Raw genomic sequence first — 17,999 nt, 5'->3', positions numbered from 1 at the left:
ACGAAGCGCTAAACTGCCGCGCAAACCGGGAACGCCATCAATCTGACCTGCCAAAGAGCCGAAGTCGATGAACCACGCTAAACGCCTGCTTTATATCGCATTCCTTCTCGTGATTAGTGCGAGCGCGTTCGCGAAGCCGCTACCGATTCCGGAGCCGCCGAGCCTCGATGCGCGCAGCTATATCCTGCTGGATTTCGATTCCGGCCAGGTTCTGGCGGCGAAGAATCCGGAAAAGCGGGTCGAGCCGGCGAGCATCACCAAGCTGATGACGACATATATCGTTTTCGACGAGCTTGCCAAGGGCAACATCTCGCCCGACGACAAGGTCACCATCAGCGAAAAGGCCTGGCGGATGGGCGGCTCGAAGATGTTCATCGAGGTCGGCACGCAGGTTTCAGTCGACGATCTGTTGCACGGCATGGTCACGGCGTCGGGCAACGATGCCACGGTCGCGCTGGCCGAGTACGTCGCGGGAACGGAAGCCACCTTCGCCGACTACATGAACCAGTACGGGCGCGAAATCGGCCTGGAAAACAGCCACTTCGTGGACGCCAGCGGCTGGCCGCATGAAAACCACTACATGTCGGCGCACGATATCGCGCGCCTGCTCAGCGCCATCATCCGCGACTACCCGGATCTCTATCAGCAATACTTCAACGAAAAGAAGTTCACCTACAACGGCATCGAGCAGTACAACCGCAACTCACTGCTCTGGTCGGACGAGAGCGTGGACGGCGGCAAGACCGGTCATACCGAAGCCGCGGGCTACTGCCTTTCTGCCTCGGCCAAGCGCGACGGCATGCGCACCGTGGCGGTGGTTACGGGTACGGCCTCGAACAACGCGCGCAAGTCACAGACCCAGGCGCTGTTGAACTACGGGTTCCGCTTTTTCGAGACCGGCCGCCTGTTCGACGAAGGCAAAAACATCTCCGAGGTTCGCGTCTGGAAGGGTGACGACACCATGCTGCCGGTGGTCGCCAAGGGCGCGGTCGACGTGTCGTTTCCGCGGGGCCAGCGCGATGCGCTGACCACCAGTGCCGAGCTGCCCTCACAGCTGCTCGCGCCGATCAAGAAAGGCGAACGCCTGGGCACGCTCGAAGTGAAGTACGACACCGAGGTCCTGGCCCAGGTGCCGCTCTATGCCGGCAAGGATATCGAGCGCGGCGGCATCTTCCGCCAGCTCACCGACGAAGTGATGATGATGTTCGAATGATCGCGCGGCGCCACGGTCGGCTGCGGCCGTGGCGCGCGATCCGGTTCACGCAATCGACGACCCGCGAGCGCCCCATGACCACAGCTTTTCTCAACGGCGAGTTTCTCGCTCTCGAAGACGCCAAGGTTTCCGTGCTCGATCGCGGCTTTCTGTTCTCGGACAGCGTCTACGAGGTCATCCCCTACTACGACGGGCGCGGTTTCGCCCTCGACGCGCATCTCGAACGTCTGGCGCGCAGCCTGGACATGCTGGGCATTTCGGCGCCCTACGACCTCGACGGCTGGCGCACGATTCTCGCCAGGCTGGTCGAGGCCAACGGCGGCGGCGACTTGGCGGTGTACCTGCAGGTGACCCGCGGCGTCCCCGAACGGCGGGACCATCGCATCCCGGAGAATCTCGCGCCGACCGTGGTCGCCTTCTGCCAGGATCGGCCGCCCCACGACCCGACAGCACTCGAAAACGGCATTGCCGCCGTGACCCAGAACGACACCCGCTGGCACTACTGCACGATCAAGTCGACGTCCCTGCTCGCCAACGTGCTGGCCGCCGATGCCGCACGCGCCCGAGGCGCGAACGAGGCGATCATGGTGCGCGACGGCGCGGTACTCGAGGGCACCTCCTCGAACGTGTTCGCCGTGGTCGACGGCCGACTGGTCACGCCGGCCCTGCGCGACACCATCCTGCCCGGCATCACCCGCGGCGTGGTGCTGGACCTGGCGGCGCGCGAAGGCATCGACCACGGCGAGCCGGAAACACTCTCTGTCGATGCCCTGCGCGAAGCCAGCGAGATCTGGATTACCTCCTCGATCCGCGAGATCTTCCCGGTCACGCGCCTGGACGACGCGCCGGTCGGAGACGGCCGGCCCGGCCCGATCTGGACGCGGATGCGGCGGGCCCTGCAAGCTATGACCGATGAGTGACGAACGCGAAACACTGCTCGAATTCCCCTGCCGCTTTCCAATCAAGGCTTTCGGGAAGGACGAAGGCGACTTCGAAGAGCGGGTCTACCAGCTGGTCAAGGCGCACGCGCCCGAGCTGGAGCGCTCCGACCTGTCCGTGCGCAACAGCAGCGGCGGCAAATATCTCGCCATCACCGCGAACATCACGGCCCAGAGCCAGGCCCAGCTCGATGCCATCTACGGCGATCTCACCGACAGCGGCGCCGTGCTGATGTCGCTCTAGATGACGCGCCCGGTGATCGATATCCGCCGCTTCGGCTGGCAGCCGCAGCCGTACCGGCCGGTCTGGCAAGCCATGCAGGACTTTGCCGAAACGCGCGCTACCGACACGCGCGACGCGCTCTGGCTGCTCAACCACGAGCCGGTGTTCACCCAGGGCAAGAACGGGCGCGCCGAACATCTGCTCGCCCCGGGCGACATCCCGGTCGTGCCAATCGACCGCGGCGGCCAGGTCACCTACCACGGCCCCGGCCAGATCATGGCCTATGTGATGGTCGACCTGCGCCGGCTGGGCATCGGCATCCGCAGCCTCGTGACCGCGCTGGAAGACGCAATGGTCGGCACGCTCGCGGGCTATGATATCGAGGCCTATGCCAAACCCGACGCGCCCGGCGTGTATGTGGGCGCGGCCAAGATCGGCTCGATCGGTCTGCGGGTACGTCGCGGCACGAGTTATCACGGCCTCGCACTCAACGTGGATATGGACCTGGATCCCTTCCAGCGTATCGATCCCTGCGGCTACCATGGCCTGCGCATGACCCAGGTCGGCGATCTGGGTGGCCCGCGCGATCTCGACATCGTGGCCGACGATCTGAGTGCTCAGCTGTGTCGCGCGCTCAAGGTCGATGCCGCACCGCAGCTGAGTGCCGCCCCCATCTGATAGGCTTGCGCACAAGTTAAGTGCGTAATCTTGAATGACTCCGGAACCACCAACCCTGGACAAGCCGCCGCAGACGCGCGACAACCTCGTCGAGGTGCGTGGCGTGCACTTCACGATCGGCTCGCGCGTGATCTACAAGGCCGTGGATCTGGATATCGCGCGCGGACGAATTACCGCCATCATGGGGCCGAGTGGCACCGGCAAGACGACGTTATTGCGCCTGATCAGCGGCCAGTGGCGTCCCGCCCAGGGCACAGTGCACTTCGATGGTGCGCATGTCGCCAAACTGTCCCAGAACGACCTGTTCGAACAGCGCAAGCGCATGGGCATGCTGTTCCAGTCCGGCGCGCTGCTTACGGATCTATCCGTTTTCGACAACGTGGCCTTCCCGCTGCGCGAGCACACCAAGCTGCCCGAGCGTCTGATCCGCGACATCGTGCTCATGAAGCTCGAGGCGGTCGGCTTGCGCGGCGCGCGCGCGCTTTACCCGGCACAGCTGTCTGGCGGCATGGCCCGGCGCGTGGCGCTGGCGCGCGCGATCGCGCTGGACCCGGAAATGATCATGTACGACGAGCCCTTCGCCGGACAGGACCCCATTTCCATGGGCGTACTGCTGCGCCTGATCCGGCGCCTGAACGACGTGCTGGGCCTGACGTCCATCGTGGTATCGCACGACGTGAAGGAGACGCTGGGCATCGCCGACTACGTGTATGTGATTTCCGACGGTGAAGTCATCGACCACGGCACGCCGCAGCAGATTCGGGATTCCCGGTCCGAGTGGGTCCAGCAGTTCATCCATGCCGAGGCCGACGGGCCGGTGCCGTTTCACTACCAGGGCACGCCCTACGCCGAAGACCTGCTCAACGGGAGCCGCCGATGACCACAATGCAGCGTGGTTTCAATACCGCGACCGGCTGGATGGCCGATCTCGGGCGCGGCGCGATCTTTCTGATGCGCATTCTGTTCAGCCTGCCGGGGCTGATCCTCAAGCCGCGCCTGCTGATCGAACAAATCTATTCCGTGGGCGTGCTGTCGCTGGTGATCGTGGTCGTAGCCGGCGTGTTCGTCGGCATGGTGCTCGCGCTGTCGGGCTATCGCCTGCTTGTGGGCTTCGGCGCCGAGGAGGCGCTGGGCACCTCGGTAGCGCTCGTGGTGGTGCGTGAACTCGGCCCCGTCGTGACCGGCCTGCTGTTCGCCGGGCGCGCGGGCAGCGCGCTGGCCGCGGAAATCGGTTTGATGAAGGCCACCGATCAGCTTTCCGGCATGGAAATGATGGCGGTGGATCCGGTCAAGCGTATCGTCGCGCCGCGGTTTCTGGCCGGCGTGATCGCGCTGCCGCTGCTGACCTCCATCTTCTGCGTGATGGCTATCGGCGCCGGCGGTGGCTATTTTGTCGGCGTCGACATGCTCGGCGTGGATGCCGGCTCCTACTGGTCGGGCATCCAGTCCAACGTCGATTTCGGCGAGGACATCATCAACATCTTTCTCAAGAGCGGCGTATTCGGCGCGATCATCACCTGGGTCGCGGTCTATCAGGGCTACCATGCGCCGCCCACGTCCGAGGGCGTATCACGGGCGACCACCAATACCGTGGTGATCGCATCCCTGGCGATCCTCGGCGCCAATCTCATGCTCACTGCCGTGCTTTTCGGCAGTCACTAGGGTTCGTCTATGCAGTCTCGAGCAGTAGAGCTTCTGGTCGGTTTCTTCGTCTGCCTCGGCATCGCGGCGATCTTCATCCTCACGATGCGGGTGAGCAATCTGGCCGATACCAGCGACGTGCAGCAGGGTTACACCGTGGTCGCCGCCTTCGACAATATCGGCGGGCTCAAGGTCGGTGCACCGGTGAACATGGCCGGCGTGCGCATTGGCCGCGTGGCCGACATCACGCTCAATCAGGAAACCTTCCGCGCGGAGGCAAAACTGCGCGTGAGCGAGCAGTACAAGCTGCCCAAGGACTCGGACGCCGCGGTGCTGACCTCGGGCCTGCTCGGTGAGCAGTACGTCGGCGTCGGCCCGGGCGGCTCGCTGAAGAACATGCAGGACGGCGACGAATTCATCATCACCCAAAGTGCGGTGGTGCTGGAGAACCTGATCGGCCAGTTCATGACCAGCATGGGTGCCGGTGGCGATGCCGGCGGTGGCGGCAACGCGGGCGGCCTGCCCGCGCCCGACGGCCCCTGAAGCGCTCAGTTCAGGATCAATTCATCGCCGCGTTCCGATACTGCGGTCCACTAGATTCCACCACGCGAGGATATGTCATGCCAAGCATGAAGCGCTCACTGCTGAAGGCCTTTGCGGTTGCCCTGCTCATTCCCGGGCTGGCGATGGCGGCGCCGACCCCGCCCGATGAACTCGCCCGCGATACCGTGCAGACCGTATTGAGCGAGATGGACGGCCGGCGCGACGAGCTGCGCCAGAATCCGCAGCAGCTGTACCAGCTCATCGACGAGGAGCTGGTCCCGCTCATCGACCTGCCCTACATGTCGCAGCTGGTGCTGGGCCGTGCCTGGCGCACTGCCACGCCCGAGCAGCGCGAGCGCTTCCAGGTCGCGTTCAAGAACATGCTGATTCGCACCTACGGCAACGGCCTGCTCAGCTTCGACGGCAGTCAGGACATCGAGTATCAGCCGGTTCGCGCGGCCGAAGGCGCCGAGGACATCACCTTCCGCGCGATCGTGACCACCGACGACGGTCAGAAGACGCCCGTCACCTTCCAGATGCATGTCGTGGATGACGAGTGGAAGATCTACGACGGCAGCGTCGGCAATCTGTCGTTCGTGACCAACTACCGCGGTCAGTTCAACTCGCAGATTCGCAACGGCGGTCTCGAGAAGCTGATCGAACGCATGGAAGCCCGCTATAACGCCGGCAGCTAAAGGCACGACCCCGCATGAGCGAGCACCACGCCCAACCGGCCCGCGTACGGCTCTCCGGCGAACTCGACGCCGAAACGGTACCGCGGCGCCTGCGCGAGTCGGAGGACTGGTTCGAACACGGCGAAGAAACCGTGATCGACCTGTCCGACGTCGAACGCGTCGACAGCGCCGGCGTGGCGCTGCTGCTCGAATGGGTGCGCGACGCCCATGCCAATAATGCAACGCTGAGCTTCATCAACGCGCCAGCGCAGATGCGCGCCATCATCGACTTCTGTGCACTCAACGACGTGATCAGGCTTCGCGGCGCCAGCTGACAATCGGCGGTTGATCTCTGTAACGGGGCGGCGTTTTCGAACGCCGCCCTTTTTAATCGCCTGGCGCTCGTGGCGTCAGGCTGTCGCCGCCGGCACTTCGAGCGCGTCGATCTCGCGGATCTCCTCCAGCGACTGGGGGTTGGCGATAGCCTCGGTATTGTTGATCGGTACACCGCGCAACATGCGCGCGACCGCCATTTCCACCTTCTTGCCGCTGCGCGTGTACGGCAATGCGGCCACCGGCACGATCACCGCCGGCACGTGGCGCGGGCTGGCCTGTTCGCGCAGGCGCTTGCGAATATCGGCGGCCAGCGCCTCGTCGAAGGTGAAACCCTCGTTGAGCACCACCAGCATGACGATACGGCTGTCGTCGCCATACGGCTGGGCCGCCACGAGCGTATCGGCGATGGCGTCCATGGGCTCGACCTGCCGATAGATTTCTGCCGTGCCGATACGAATCCCGCCCACATTGAGCGTGGCATCGCTGCGGCCGTAGATCACCGCCCCGCCGTGCGACGTGAACATCACGAAATCCCCGTGCGACCACACGCCGTCGAAGGTGGAGAAATAGGCGTCGTGGTAGCGGCTGCCGTCGTCATCGTTCCAGAAGCCGACCGGCATCGAGGGCAAAGGCCGAGTGCAGACCAGTTCGCCACATTCGTCGATCACGGCCTCGCCCTTGTCGTTGAAAGCCTGGGCGGAAACACCCAGCAGACGACACTGGATCTCGCCGCGCCGTACCGGCAACAGCGGGCAACAGCCCACGAACGACGACACGATATCGGTACCGCCCGAAATCGAACCGAGCAGCAGATCCGACTTGACGTTGGCATAGACCCAGTCGAAATCCGCCGGCAGTAACGGTGACCCGGTGGACATCAGCGTACGCAGCGCGCCGAGATCGAAATCCCGACCCGGGGCGACCCCGGCGTTGCGGCATGCGGCAATCCATTTGGCACTGGTACCGAAATGGGTGATGCCTTCACGTTCGGCCACGCGCCAGAGGGTGTTCATGTCCGGATGCCCCGGATTGCCGTCATAGACGATCAGCGTCGCGCCGGTCAGCAGGCCCGACACCAGCCAGTTCCACATCATCCAGCCGCAGGTGGTGAAGTAGAAGAACACGTCGCCGCGCTGAATATCCGCGTGCAGCATCAGCTCCTTGCTGTGCTGTAGCAGCGCACCACCGGCGCCGTGGACGATGCATTTCGGCACGCCTGTGGTACCCGACGAGAACAGGATATAGACCGGCTGATCGAAAGGCTGCGGCGTGAACGACGGCGCCGCCCCGGCGCCCTTGCCCAGCGCGGTTTCCCAGCTGACGAAATAGGGGTAGCCGTCGATCGTCGGCGCCGCCCCGGCGTTTCCGATCATGACCACCGTTTCGATCGAGTCGATGGCCTGACGAATCGACTCGGCGTGCTCGATACGGGCGAAATCCTTGCCGCCATAACGATAGCCGTCGACCGATACGAGCACCTTGGGCTCGATCTGGGCGAAGCGGTCGACAATGCCCGCGACGCCGAAATCCGGCGAGGCCGACGACCAGATGGCGCCCAGGCTGGCGCAGGCCAGCATTGCCACGATGGGTTCGTGCGTGTTGGAGACGACGCCCGCCACCCGGTCCCCGGCGACCACGCCGACCGATTTCAGATAGGCCTCGAAGGCGCCCACCTGATCGATCAGCTGGCCGTAGCTCAGGCGGATGTCACCGCGCGACTCGCTCAACCCGACCACCGCGGTACGGTCGGGGTCGCCGTGCAGCCCTTCGCGCAACAGATTCTCGGCAAAGTTCAGGCGCGCCCCCGGACACCAGCGGCCGGGCAACGCGTCGTCGACAAGCATCCGATCCGGCGGCGTGTCCGCAATCACGCCGGTGTAATCCCAGATGCTCGCCCAGAAGGCTTCGAGATCCTCAGTGGACCAGCGATGCAGGGCGTCGTAGGCGTCGAATGCCGGATATCCGTTGGCCGGCAGCCAGGTCATGTAATCGCGCATGCGCGTTTGCGCCATGCGGTCTTCGCTGGCCTGGTAGAGAATCGCGTTGTCCTCGCTCATCGCAAACGGCCCTTTTTCTGTCGGTTTTACAAGCCTGCCAGCTTACACCGGCAACGTCGGCCCGCGTTCGAATCCAACCACGTTCGCTTGCTCGGCCGCGGCCCGGCCCGCGCCACCGTGCACGGCCGAGCACCGTTGGTCGGCCGACCCGCTATCGGCGTCGAACAACGGTGAAACGCGATTCCAGCCAAATTGCGGCGCACGAATCGCCGTGCAAGACTCGACGGCGATCGCGTGCGCGCGCCACCGCGCGTTCGTGCGCGAATAACAACGCCAACCGCTCGCGACCGCGCGCCGAACACGAATCGAGGAGAGCCATGCCAGAGTTCCAGACCGAGTCCGCCCCGGCATCGCCGGCCAGCGGCGACACCCCGGCGTTCGGCACGCTGCCCGGCCGGGTTGCGGCACATGCGCAGACGCGTCCCGAACACGTCGCGCTCATCGACGACCGGCGCTCCATCACATATGGCGACCTCGACCGGCGCGTGAATCGCGCGGTAGCCGCCCTTCAACGCGACGGCATGGCTCGCGGCGACGTGGTGGCCCTCTGCGGCGCCAACGCCATCGACTACGTGGTGGTCATGCTCGCGGCACTGCGCGCCGGCGGCACGTTCGCGCCGCTCGCGCCGTCGAGCACGCCGGCAGCGCTCGGGCTGATGCTGGACAACTGCGGCGCATCCTTTCTGTTCGTCGATGCCCTGGGCCACGGCGCGGTGGACGCCGCCCGCGAACGACCGGCGCTCATCGGCGTCAGCATGAATGGCGACGACGCCTATCAGCCGTTCGAAGCCTGGCTCGCCGACCCGGACATGCCCCCGGCGCCGGTTACCCCCGACCCGGATACCATCTTCAACATCATCTATTCTTCGGGCACCACGGGCGCGCCCAAGGGCATCGTGCATACCAACGCGCTGCGCTGGCCGCAGATCGCGGGCACTACCGTTTCGCTCTACGACGCGGACTGCGTCACGCTCGTCTCCACGCCGTTGTATTCGAATACCACCCTGGTGAGCTTCATGCCGGCGCTGGCTGCCGGCGGCACGCTGGTACTGATGCCGAAATTCGATGCCGGTCAGTTTCTTGCCCTGGCCGAAAAGCACCGCGCGACCCACGCCATGCTCGTGCCGGTGCAGTATCGGCGGCTGCTCGACCATCCGGATTTCGACCGCACGGATCTATCCAGTTTTCAGATGAAATGCTGCACCAGCTCGCCTTTCGGCGCCGACGTGAAAGCCGAGGTGCTGGAACGCTGGCCGGGCGGCTTGCTGGAGTTCTACGGCATGACCGAAGGCGGCGGCAGCTGCATGCTCGTCGCCCACGAACACCCCGACAAGCTGTATACCGTAGGCGAGCCCATGCCCGGCCACGAACTGCGCATCATCGACGAGCGGGGAGTCGAGATTGATCGCCGACAGACGGGCGAGATCGTCGGCCACTCGGGCTTCATCATGCGCGGCTATCACGGCGACGCCGAGCGCACGCGCGCGACCGAATGGTACGAGCCGGAAACCGGCGCACGCTTCATCCGTACCGGCGATATCGGTTACTTCGATGAAGACGGCTTTCTGACCATCGTCGGCCGTGCCAAGGAGACCATCATCTCCGGCGGCTTCAATATCTTTCCGAGCGATATCGAAGCGGTGCTGCGCGAACACGAATCGATTGCCGACGTGGCGGTATTCGGCATCGCCAGCGAGCGCTGGGGCGAAACGCCGGTCGCGTTCGTCACCCTCGTGCCGGGCACCGATACGAGCGCCGAAACGATCCAGACCTGGGCCAACGAACGGCTGGGCAAGTTCCAGCGCCTGACCGATACCCGCGTGGTCGAATCCATACCGCGCAACGCCATCGGCAAGGTGTCGCGCAACGACCTGCGCAATATCTACAGCGCCAGCGCGTAGCGGCCTAGCGCCCGTGCGACGGGGAGCAATACCCCCGCCGGTCGGACCGAAGAAGCGCTTTTACTAGCCGACGAACCGGCGCGCGTTGGCGAACAGCCGTGCCCAGGGGCTCATCTCGCCCCAGCCCTTCGGCGCCCAGGACAGGTTCACGCTGCGCGTGACCCGCTCGGGATGCGGCATGGTGATCAGCACGCGGCCGTCGGCGTTGCACAGGCCGGTCACACCCGCGGGCGAGCCGTTGGGGTTGGCCGGATAATGCGCCGCCGGCGCGCCGTGATTGTCGACATAACGCATGCCGACCTGGTCGTTCGCGGTGAGCATGTCCAGATCGTTGGCATCGGCGAACTCGGCCCGGCCTTCGCCATGGGCGACCGCGATCGGCATGCGGCTGCCGGCCATGCCGTCGAGCAGCACGGCTTTCGATTCGGCGATCTCCACCGCGCTGGTCCGGCCCTCGAACTGGCGCGAGGCATTGGCCACGAAGCGGGGCCAGCCCTCGGTGCCGGGAATGATCTCGGCCAGCGCGGCGAGCATCTGGCAGCCGTTGCAGACGCCCAGTGCGAAGGTCTCGTCGCGGGCGAAGAAATCGGCAAACGTGCTGCGCGTGCCGTCGTTGAGCAGGATGGATTTCGCCCAGCCCTGCCCGGCGCCGAGCACGTCGCCATAGGAGAAGCCGCCACAGGCCGCCAGGCCCTGCATATCGGTCAGGTCGCGGCCGTCGGCGATCTCGCTCATGTGGATGTCGACGGCGTCGAAGCCGGCGCGGGTGAACGCCCAGGCCATTTCGTTATGGCCGTTCACGCCCTGCTCGCGCAGGATCGCGACCCGCGGGCGCGTGGTGTTCACGAACGCGGCGGCAATGTCTTCGGCGATATCGAAGGCAGGCGCTACGGGCAGGCCCGGATCGTCATCGTCGAGAATCGCGTCGTATTCCTCGGCCGCGCAGTTCGGATCGTCGCGCAGCGCGGCCATGGCATGGCTCGTGGCTGCCCAAGTGCGCTGCAGATCGGCGCGCGGGGCATCGAACAGCGTCGTGCCGGCCTGCGAAATCGTCAGCCGTTGATCTGCAACCACATCGCCGATCGTGTGCGCGGTCAGACCGGCCGCGCGCAGTTCGCCGACCACGACCGAGGCATCGTCGCGACCGACCTGCAGCACCGCGCCGAGTTCTTCGTTGAACAGCGTAGCCAGTGCATCGTCGCCGAGATCGTCGAGCGCGATCTGCGCGCCCGCACGCCCGGCAAAGACCATTTCGGCCACGCAGGCCAGCAGGCCGCCGTCGCTGCGATCGTGATAGGCCTTGATCCGGTTCTCGCCGGCCAAACGCTGGATCACCGTAAAGAACTGGCGCAGCTGCTTGGGCTGATCGACGTCAGGCGCACTGTCGCCCAGCGCGCCGAAGGCCTGGGCGAAGGCGCTGCCGCCGAGGCGGTTCCGGCCGTTGCCGAGATCCGCGAGCACGAGCGCGGTCGGCGCGTCGGCCGGTGCGATCAGCTGCGGCGTGAGCGTGGCGCGCGCGGCGCTGACCGGCGCGAAAGCCGAGACAATCAAGGACAGCGGTGCGCTCATGCGCCGCTCGTCACCGTTCTCGTCGTTCCAGACGCTACGCATGGACAGCGAATCCTTGCCGACCGGAATGGCCAGGCCGAGTTCGCTGCACAGCTGTTCGCCGACCGCCTGCACGGTGTCGTACAGACGTGCATCTTCGCCCGGCTCGCCGCAGGCCGCCATCCAGTTCGCGGACAGGCGGATATCGGTCAGGTTGTCGATACGCGCGGCGGCGATATTGGTCACCGCCTCGCCCACCGCCATGCGCCCGGAGGCCGCGGCGTCGATCAGCGCAAGCGGCGCGCGCTCGCCCATGGCCATCGCTTCGCCGGCATCACCGGTATAGGCCGTGGTGGTCACCGCCACGTCGGCCACCGGCACCTGCCAGGGCCCGACCATCTGGTCGCGCGCCGTCATGCCGCCCACGCTGCGATCGCCGATGGTGATCAGGAACGATTTGCTGGCCACACTCGGCACGCGCAGCACGCGCTCGACGGCGTCTGCGATCGCGATGCTGCCGTGATCCCAGCGCGGCAATTCGACCTGCTGGTGTTCGACATCACGCTGCATCTGGGGCGTGCGCCCGAGCAGCACGCCCATGGGCATGTCGACCGGGTAGCGTGCATCGTCGCTGTCGGCGTCCGCATCCTCGACCTGCAGCAGCGGCTCGGCCGTCGCACGACCGACCACCGCATACGGGCAGCGCTCGCGCGCGCACAGCGCTTCGAAGGCGCCGAGCTGGTCGGCCGCGATCGCGAGCACATAGCGCTCCTGCGATTCGTTGCACCAGATTTCCATCGGCGACAGGCTCACATCGGCCGCGTCCACGTCGCGCAGGCGGATACGTCCGCCGCGATCGTCGGCGTCGATGATTTCGGGCAGCGCGTTGGACAGCCCGCCCGCGCCCACGTCGTGAATCGAGGCGATGGGGTTGTCGCTACCGAGCGCGATACAGCCCTCGACGACTTCCTGGCAGCGGCGCTCCATTTCCGGATTGGCGCGCTGCACGGAGGCGAAATCGAGTTCGGCCGAGGACGTGCCGCTGGCCATCGACGAGGCCGCCCCGCCGCCAAGGCCGATGAGCATGGCCGGGCCGCCGAGCACGATCAGCGCGGCATCGACCGGCACCGCATGTTTTTCCACGTCGTCGGGCCGGACGTTGCCCATGCCGCCGGCGATCATGATCGGCTTGTGATAGCCGCGCAGGCCGGTTTCTTTCGACTGGTACTGGAAGCTGCGGAAATAGCCGCCCAGCGCCGGGCGGCCGAACTCGTTGTTGTAGCGCGCCGCGCCGATCGGGCCTTCGAACATGATGTCGAGCGGCGTAGCGACCTGCGGCGGCCGGCTGTCGTCGGTTTCCCAGGGCTGGATATCGTCCGGCAGGCGCAGATCCGATACCGAAAAACCGCTCAGCCCGGCCTTCGGCTTGCCGCCCCGGCCGGTCGCGGCTTCGTCGCGAATCTCGCCGCCCGCGCCGGTCGCGGCACCCGGATTGGGCGCAATCGCGGTCGGGTGGTTGTGGGTTTCCACCTTCATCAGGATATGCACGGGTTCTTCGTGCAAGCGATAGACCCGATCCGCGCCCACCAGCTGGCGGGTCGCGCTGTGGCCTTCGATGACCGCGGCGTTATCGCGATAGGCCGAGAGCACGCCTTCGGGCCGTGCGCGGTGCGAGTCGCGGATCATGTCGAACAGCGACTTGGCGCGGGTCTCGCCGTCGATAGTGAATTCGGCGTTGAAGATCTTGTGCCGGCAGTGCTCGGAGTTAATCTGGCCGAACATCATCAGTTCGACGTCGGTCGGGTCGCGATCGAGGGCGCGATACTGCTCGGCGAGGTATTCGATCTCCTCGTCCGCGAGCGCCAGGCCCCAGTCGCGATTGGCAGCCTGCAGCGCTGAAACGCCTTCTTTCGCCAGCGGCACACGACGCAGCCCGCGACGGGCGAGCGTGTCGAACAGCCGCGGCAGGCGCTCGGCATTGGGCAGCAGCGACTGGGTCATCGGGTCGTGCAACACGCCGCTCTGTGCGAGTGCTTCGAAATCCGGCGTGCTGCCGAACGAGAACACCACGCCGCGTTCGAGGCGCATGAGCCCGACCAGACCGCTGTTATGGGCGATGTCCTCGGACTTGGTCGACCACGGCGAGACAGTGCCCAGCCGCGGAATCGCGATCACGCCTTCGGGGACGTTGTCGTCGTCCCTGACACCGAGCACGGCGAGCAGCCGTTGCCAGGTGTCGGCATCCGGGGTTTCGGCGAATGCGGCCACGAACACTTCGCGCGCCACCAGGCTGGCGACGTCGATACCGGCGCCGGCGAGGCCGCCGCGCAGGCGTTCGAGCTCGAATTCCGCCAGAGCCGGCTTGCCGGCGATGACATGAACGGAAGCAATGGCGGATTCGCCTACCGGTTGACCAGACTGCGCCACGACAGACCCTCGCGTTGATTGGCGACATGCACCCAGTCGGCCGTGGTCGACAGCGCTTCGGCGAGCGCGGCCTGGGCCAATTCCGGGCGGTTGTTGCTTTCACTGATATGGGCCACGACCAGCTGCTGCAGGCTCGTGGCATCGATTTGGGTAAGCAGCTCGGCGGCTTGGCCGTTGCTCAGATGGCCGAGCTTGCCGGCGACCCGACGCTTAAGCGACGGCGGATACGGGCCCGTGGCCAGCATCTCCGGGTCGTGATTGCACTCGAGCACCAGCGCATCGCAGGCGTCGATCATCTCGCGCACATGCGGCGTCGCATAACCGCTGTCCGAGAGGATGCCCAGCCGCTTGTCGCCGTTGCCCACGACCAGCTGCGCGGGTTCGCGCGCGTCGTGCGGCACCGGATAGGGAAACAGTTCCAGATCGCCGATGGCGAACGGTTCGTGCGGCGAATACAGCTCGATGGCCGCCAACGCGTCGTGGGCCTTGGCGGCCCGGGTGCCGGGCGTGAGCCAAACCGGTATCTCGTGGCGACGCGAGAAACGCGATACCCCCCGCCAGTGGTCGTCGTGCTCGTGCGTGATGACCAGCGCGTCGATATCCGCCGGCAGGAGCTGCAACCGCGCGAGGCGTTTTTCGATCTCGCGCGCGGAAAAGCCGCAGTCGATCAGCAAGCGCGTGGCGCCGTATTCGACGACCAGCGCATTACCCTTGCTGCCGCTGCCGAGCAGCGCGAAACGCATGGCGCCCCCGTTGTCGCTCATGCCGTCGTCATGCGCGATTCACGCGCCACCGCCCGGGCCGTGGTTATTGCCTGACGGCGTCTGGCGGGTATAAACCGGGAACGGGCGTACCTTGCTGTCGCCGTCGGCGGGCGTGACCCGGGCCGTGCCGCGACGGGTGACCTCGTCGATGCGAATCACCGAATGCATCGGGATATAGGAGCGCTCGACGTCCGCGAATTCGCTGGCGAGCTTTTCTTCCGAAGGGTCGATGACCACCGAGGAGCGCTCACCAAAGACCAGCTTCTCGATCTCGATGAACCCGAACAGCGCGCCCTGCGAGACCGAGCGCGCGAACACCTCGTAGACTTCACCCTGATTGAAGAAAGCCACGCGGTAGAGCCGCTGCTTGGAGTCCGCTGTGGGCATGGGCAGGCCGGGCTTTGATGAAGGCGAGAAAAATGGCGGAGAGGGTGGGATTCGAACCCACGTGGGGCGTCAGCCCCCAACCGATTTCGAGTCGGTGCCGTTATGACCGCTTCGGTACCTCTCCTAAAACTCGTTCAGCCTACCGGCGCTTTTGCGGCGCTACGCTTGCCGGTGGCCCGTCAAGAAGTCGCGTATGTTAAAGGATAACGCCGGCTTTCCCAACACTCGCGTGCAAGATAGCCTGACGCCATGACCACTGTTTCGCCACAGCGCCCGCCGCAACGCTGTTCATACCGCCCTGTGCCATGACCGGCCTGCGCGAACTGCTGCGCTGTCTGCAGCTGCTCACGGTCGTCGCACTTGCGCTCGCGCTGGGCACTTGCGTGTCCCGGCCGGGCCTGCTCGAACAGATCGACACCCTCGGCACATTGCGCGTGGCAACGGTGAACTCCGCCAGCACCTATTATCTCGATGCCGACGGGCCGACCGGCTTCGAGTACGACCTGATCCGCGACTTTGCGCAAAAACTCGGCCTGCGCTTCGAGATGATCGTGCTGCCCGATCAGCAGGCCGTACTCGACGCCATCGCCAACGGGCACGCGCATATCGGCGTCGGCGTGGCCGTCAGCGAACCCCGCCGACAGCGGGTGCGCTTCACCCCGCCCTACGACGAAGCCGACCTCGAAGTCGTCTACCGCGTGTACAAGCACAAGCCCAAGACGCTGGCCGATCTGTCGGGCGATCTCGTGCTGCCGGCCCACACCGCCCTGGCCGACTGGCTGCGCGCGAACCGGCCGGATGTGGAATTCACCATCGATCCGCAGGCCAACACCGAAGAACTGATGGATCGCGTCGCCGAGGGCGACATCGCGGCCACCATCGCCAACGCCGACATCGTGGCCATGAATCAGCGCTATTACCCGAAACTGCGCGTGGCCTTCGATCTCGACAACGTCCGCCAGAAGACCGCCTGGGCCATGGCCGGCAACGGCGACGAAAGCGTCGACGACACGCTCTACAACGAAGCCATCGCCTATCTCGAGGAAACCAAGGCCAACGGTCGCCTGCATATCCTGCGCGACCGTTATTTCGGACACGTCAAACGCCTGGGCTTTGTCGGCGGCCACGAGTTCGCGCGCCAAGTCGACAACCGGCTGCATCTCTGGGAAGGCTATTTCAAGCGCGCCGCCGACGAGTACGACCTCGACTGGCGCCTGCTCGCCGCCATCGGCTACCAGGAATCCCACTGGGACAAGAACGCGGTCAGCCCGACCACCGTGCGCGGCATCATGATGCTCACCCGGGCGGCTGCCTCCGACATGAACGTGACCAATCGTCGCGACCCGGCCCAGAGCATCGACGGCGGCGCGCGTTATTTCATCCGCATGCTCAAGCGCATGCCCGAGGAGATCGACCAGCCCGACCGGACCTGGTTCGCCCTGGCCGCCTACAACGTCGGCTACGGGCATGTGATGGACGCGCGCCGGCTGCTCGAAGCGCGGGGACGCGATCCCAATCTGTGGGTGAATCTGCGCGACGCCCTGCCGTGGCTGACCCAGGAGCGCTATATCGCCCAGACCCGCTACGGCTATGCGCGCGGGCACGAGGCCGCGGCCTATGTGGGCAACATCCGGGCCTATTTCGACATCCTCACCTGGATGACGAACAACCGCACCACCCAGGAACCGCCGGCACTGGACGAGGAAGAGTCGCCAGCCGGTACGGATATCGCCGAGAGCCCGTCGATATCGATCGACTCACCGGCGTTCTAGCGCGACCCGACACGCATGAAAAAAGCCGCAGGCGATAACGCCTGCGGCTTTTCCGATCGACGCTGCGAGACAGCGTTCAGACCATGGCGACTACGCCGTAAAGCGGTTATGCAGGCCGCATTCGCGGTTGCCCAGCACCTTGGTCGGATCGTAGTAGTTGGTTTCGTTCGGCAGGCCGTGCTTCTCGCGATAGGCCGCCATGTCGTCGGCCGTCCACTCCAGTACCGGCGCGACTTTCACGACCGCATCGGGCGAATCCTGGGTGACGATATCCATGTTCTTGCGGAATTCGGTCTGATCACGACGAACCGCCGTCAGCCAGACATCCGGCGCCATGGCCTTCATCGCGCGGCCGAACGGCTCGAGCTTGACCTGACGGGTGAATTCCTCGTGCTGCGGGTCGTCCACATCCGGGATGCCCATGAGCGCATCACGACGCGCGGCCGAGGACAACGGATTGAACACGTGCACGTTGAGGTTCAGATCGTTGATCAGCTTCTCGGCGAACAGATAGGTCTTGCGCGTGGCATAGCCGGAGTCGATCCAGACCACGTCCATATCCGGCTGGACCTGAGTCGCCAGATGCAGGATCACGGCCTCGTCCGGGCCGAAGTTGGTGGTCACGATGGTCTTGCCCCCGAGGCCGACCGCCCATTCGACGATTTCCTTAGGGTGCTTGCCTTCGAGTTCGGCATTGGCGTTTGCGACATCGACTTGCATGTTCTGTCCTCGTTCCGGTGTTCTGCGTGCGCCGATGACGATAGGCAGCCATCGCGCGTGTGCGAATACGCCTAATGATAAGAGCGTTCGCGTTATTTTAAAGGCGCGCTCTTAGATTGATCGGTCATAACGTTATTTTTGCGCCGCCCGATAGCGACCTGTCTGTAGCGCGCGGCA

General features: G+C 65.3%; 16 protein-coding genes and 1 tRNA gene. 11 read left to right on the top strand and 6 right to left on the bottom strand.

Translation table 11 applies throughout. The features are described 5' to 3' along the window. Positions 1-67: 67 nt before the first annotated feature. From J7355_RS13925 to J7355_RS13885, 9 genes are all read left to right on the top strand, one after another. On the top strand, positions 68-1,213 hold the full coding sequence (locus J7355_RS13925; protein WP_209063711.1) for a D-alanyl-D-alanine carboxypeptidase family protein: 1,146 nt from the start codon (positions 68-70) through the stop codon (positions 1,211-1,213). Positions 1,214-1,287: 74 nt separating this feature from the next. After that, positions 1,288-2,133: a D-amino acid aminotransferase gene (locus J7355_RS13920; RefSeq protein WP_209063710.1), complete on the top strand. Its 846-nt coding sequence runs from the start codon at positions 1,288-1,290 to the stop codon at positions 2,131-2,133. Beyond that, positions 2,126-2,395: a DUF493 domain-containing protein gene (locus J7355_RS13915; RefSeq protein ID WP_209063708.1), complete on the top strand. Its 270-nt coding sequence runs from the start codon at positions 2,126-2,128 to the stop codon at positions 2,393-2,395. The genes J7355_RS13920 and J7355_RS13915 overlap by 8 nt, the downstream gene beginning before the upstream one ends. Continuing rightward, the gene (gene lipB / locus J7355_RS13910) at positions 2,396-3,052 is read left to right on the top strand and encodes a lipoyl(octanoyl) transferase LipB (protein WP_209063706.1); all 657 of its coding nucleotides are present in this window, start codon (positions 2,396-2,398) and stop codon (positions 3,050-3,052) included. Between the two features lie 34 nt (positions 3,053-3,086). Further along, the gene (locus J7355_RS13905) at positions 3,087-3,932 is read left to right on the top strand and encodes an ABC transporter ATP-binding protein (protein ID WP_209063704.1); all 846 of its coding nucleotides are present in this window, start codon (positions 3,087-3,089) and stop codon (positions 3,930-3,932) included. Continuing rightward, a complete protein-coding gene (gene mlaE / locus J7355_RS13900; protein ID WP_209063702.1) occupies positions 3,929-4,714 on the top strand; it encodes a lipid asymmetry maintenance ABC transporter permease subunit MlaE in 786 nt (261 codons plus the stop codon). Before J7355_RS13905 ends, mlaE begins: the two co-directional genes overlap by 4 nt. Positions 4,715-4,723: 9 nt before the next feature. Then, positions 4,724-5,236 (top strand): outer membrane lipid asymmetry maintenance protein MlaD, encoded by a 513-nt coding sequence (mlaD, locus tag J7355_RS13895; protein WP_209063700.1) that lies wholly within the window; start codon positions 4,724-4,726, stop codon positions 5,234-5,236. Between the two features lie 77 nt (positions 5,237-5,313). Continuing rightward, positions 5,314-5,931, top strand: coding sequence for an ABC transporter substrate-binding protein (locus tag J7355_RS13890; protein ID WP_209063698.1), 618 nt, complete (start codon positions 5,314-5,316; stop codon positions 5,929-5,931). Positions 5,932-5,945: 14 nt separating this feature from the next. Continuing rightward, positions 5,946-6,245, top strand: coding sequence for an STAS domain-containing protein (locus J7355_RS13885; protein WP_209063696.1), 300 nt, complete (start codon positions 5,946-5,948; stop codon positions 6,243-6,245). A 75-nt stretch (positions 6,246-6,320) separates the two neighbouring features. Here the strand turns inward: J7355_RS13885 and J7355_RS13880 are convergent, their stop codons facing one another. Next, the gene (locus J7355_RS13880; RefSeq protein WP_209063694.1) at positions 6,321-8,303 is read right to left on the bottom strand and encodes an acetoacetate--CoA ligase; all 1,983 of its coding nucleotides are present in this window, start codon (positions 8,301-8,303) and stop codon (positions 6,321-6,323) included. Between the two features lie 317 nt (positions 8,304-8,620). Between J7355_RS13880 and J7355_RS13875 the strand changes: the two genes are divergently transcribed. After that, positions 8,621-10,204, top strand: a complete 1,584-nt coding sequence (locus J7355_RS13875; protein WP_209063692.1) for a class I adenylate-forming enzyme family protein — start codon at positions 8,621-8,623, stop codon at positions 10,202-10,204. A 63-nt stretch (positions 10,205-10,267) separates the two neighbouring features. Here the strand turns inward: J7355_RS13875 and purL are convergent, their stop codons facing one another. The 4 genes from purL to J7355_RS13855 all read right to left on the bottom strand — a co-directional run bounded on the left by purL (position 10,268) and on the right by J7355_RS13855 (position 15,454). Next, the gene (purL, locus tag J7355_RS13870; protein ID WP_348523041.1) at positions 10,268-14,179 is read right to left on the bottom strand and encodes a phosphoribosylformylglycinamidine synthase; all 3,912 of its coding nucleotides are present in this window, start codon (positions 14,177-14,179) and stop codon (positions 10,268-10,270) included. Next, a complete protein-coding gene (locus J7355_RS13865) occupies positions 14,155-14,943 on the bottom strand; it encodes an MBL fold metallo-hydrolase (RefSeq protein ID WP_247739992.1) in 789 nt (262 codons plus the stop codon). The genes purL and J7355_RS13865 overlap by 25 nt, the downstream gene beginning before the upstream one ends. An 18-nt stretch (positions 14,944-14,961) precedes the next feature. Further along, positions 14,962-15,330, bottom strand: a complete 369-nt coding sequence (locus J7355_RS13860; RefSeq protein WP_209063690.1) for a DUF1820 family protein — start codon at positions 15,328-15,330, stop codon at positions 14,962-14,964. 33 nt (positions 15,331-15,363) lie between these two features. Further along, positions 15,364-15,454 (bottom strand) — tRNA-Ser (locus tag J7355_RS13855). 181 nt (positions 15,455-15,635) lie between these two features. On the opposite strand from J7355_RS13855, the gene mltF reads away from it, so the two are divergent. After that, complete coding sequence (mltF, locus tag J7355_RS13850) at positions 15,636-17,102, top strand: membrane-bound lytic murein transglycosylase MltF (protein WP_209063688.1); 1,467 nt, start codon at positions 15,636-15,638, stop codon at positions 17,100-17,102. A 90-nt stretch (positions 17,103-17,192) separates the two neighbouring features. On the opposite strand, the gene J7355_RS13845 is transcribed toward mltF, so the two are convergent. Next, the gene (locus tag J7355_RS13845) at positions 17,193-17,822 is read right to left on the bottom strand and encodes a phosphoadenosine phosphosulfate reductase family protein (protein WP_209063686.1); all 630 of its coding nucleotides are present in this window, start codon (positions 17,820-17,822) and stop codon (positions 17,193-17,195) included. Between the last annotated feature and the right edge of the window lie 177 nt (positions 17,823-17,999).

The organism is Endozoicomonas sp. G2_2, from assembly GCF_017744135.1.
Lineage (GTDB): Bacteria > Pseudomonadota > Gammaproteobacteria > Nevskiales > Salinisphaeraceae > Salinisphaera.
The sequence above is the reverse complement of the archived record's forward strand: the minus strand, read 5'-3'. Positions and strand labels throughout refer to the sequence as shown.

What these genes read in the sequence shown, in the direction of transcription:
- J7355_RS13925 (WP_209063711.1), top strand. Translation starts at nt 68, where the DNA reads ATGAACCACGCTAAACGCCTGCTTTATATCGCATTCCTTCTCGTGATT.
- J7355_RS13920 (WP_209063710.1), top strand. Translation starts at nt 1,288, where the DNA reads ATGACCACAGCTTTTCTCAACGGCGAGTTTCTCGCTCTCGAAGACGCC.
- J7355_RS13915 (WP_209063708.1), top strand. Translation starts at nt 2,126, where the DNA reads ATGAGTGACGAACGCGAAACACTGCTCGAATTCCCCTGCCGCTTTCCA.
- lipB (WP_209063706.1), top strand. Translation starts at nt 2,396, where the DNA reads ATGACGCGCCCGGTGATCGATATCCGCCGCTTCGGCTGGCAGCCGCAG.
- J7355_RS13905 (WP_209063704.1), top strand. Translation starts at nt 3,087, where the DNA reads ATGACTCCGGAACCACCAACCCTGGACAAGCCGCCGCAGACGCGCGAC.
- mlaE (WP_209063702.1), top strand. Translation starts at nt 3,929, where the DNA reads ATGACCACAATGCAGCGTGGTTTCAATACCGCGACCGGCTGGATGGCC.
- mlaD (WP_209063700.1), top strand. Translation starts at nt 4,724, where the DNA reads ATGCAGTCTCGAGCAGTAGAGCTTCTGGTCGGTTTCTTCGTCTGCCTC.
- J7355_RS13890 (WP_209063698.1), top strand. Translation starts at nt 5,314, where the DNA reads ATGCCAAGCATGAAGCGCTCACTGCTGAAGGCCTTTGCGGTTGCCCTG.
- J7355_RS13885 (WP_209063696.1), top strand. Translation starts at nt 5,946, where the DNA reads ATGAGCGAGCACCACGCCCAACCGGCCCGCGTACGGCTCTCCGGCGAA.
- J7355_RS13880 (WP_209063694.1), bottom strand. Translation starts at nt 8,303, where the DNA reads ATGAGCGAGGACAACGCGATTCTCTACCAGGCCAGCGAAGACCGCATG.
- J7355_RS13875 (WP_209063692.1), top strand. Translation starts at nt 8,621, where the DNA reads ATGCCAGAGTTCCAGACCGAGTCCGCCCCGGCATCGCCGGCCAGCGGC.
- J7355_RS13865 (WP_247739992.1), bottom strand. Translation starts at nt 14,943, where the DNA reads ATGAGCGACAACGGGGGCGCCATGCGTTTCGCGCTGCTCGGCAGCGGC.
- J7355_RS13860 (WP_209063690.1), bottom strand. Translation starts at nt 15,330, where the DNA reads ATGCCCACAGCGGACTCCAAGCAGCGGCTCTACCGCGTGGCTTTCTTC.
- mltF (WP_209063688.1), top strand. Translation starts at nt 15,636, where the DNA reads ATGACCGGCCTGCGCGAACTGCTGCGCTGTCTGCAGCTGCTCACGGTC.
- J7355_RS13845 (WP_209063686.1), bottom strand. Translation starts at nt 17,822, where the DNA reads ATGCAAGTCGATGTCGCAAACGCCAATGCCGAACTCGAAGGCAAGCAC.